This is a genomic window from Vibrio sp. HI00D65 (assembly GCF_001635455.1).
Lineage (GTDB): Bacteria > Pseudomonadota > Gammaproteobacteria > Enterobacterales > Vibrionaceae > Vibrio.
This window is the reverse complement of record NZ_LWEH01000110.1, coordinates 1-359: the sequence shown is the minus strand read 5'-3', so window position 1 is coordinate 359 and position 359 is coordinate 1. Positions and strand designations below refer to the sequence as shown.

Here is a 359-nt window from a genome sequence, read left to right as displayed (position 1 = left end):
AGCTCAAGGTTATGCACGCGCTTTTCTAAACGCGCAACGGCTTGAGTCGCATCACGGTATTTCTGGGCATCTAACGCGTCACCACTTTGCTCAGATTGTGCCAGTAAGCTTGGTAATACATTTTGCGTAAGCTGGTTTAACTTGTACTTACCAGCGGCGATGTACTGCTCTAATCCGCCGAGCAACTCTAAATTATGGTCATAGAGCGTATCGAGCTGGCTAATATCATGAGCCAACTTCATCTCTTGTGCTTCTAAACGTCCTGAAAGCTGTTCCAATTGGCTTTTCACTGAATCAAAACTTGCCGAGAATTTTTTGAATGAATCAAAAAGCTCACCGACTAAAGGAAGCCTCGATAA

Annotated in this window: 1 protein-coding gene; it reads right to left on the bottom strand. The window is 44.3% G+C overall.

What is annotated here, in order from left to right; all coding sequences use genetic code 11:
* On the bottom strand, nt 1-359 hold a 359-nt coding region (locus A3712_RS10045; RefSeq protein WP_197465810.1), incomplete at both ends, for a toxic anion resistance protein.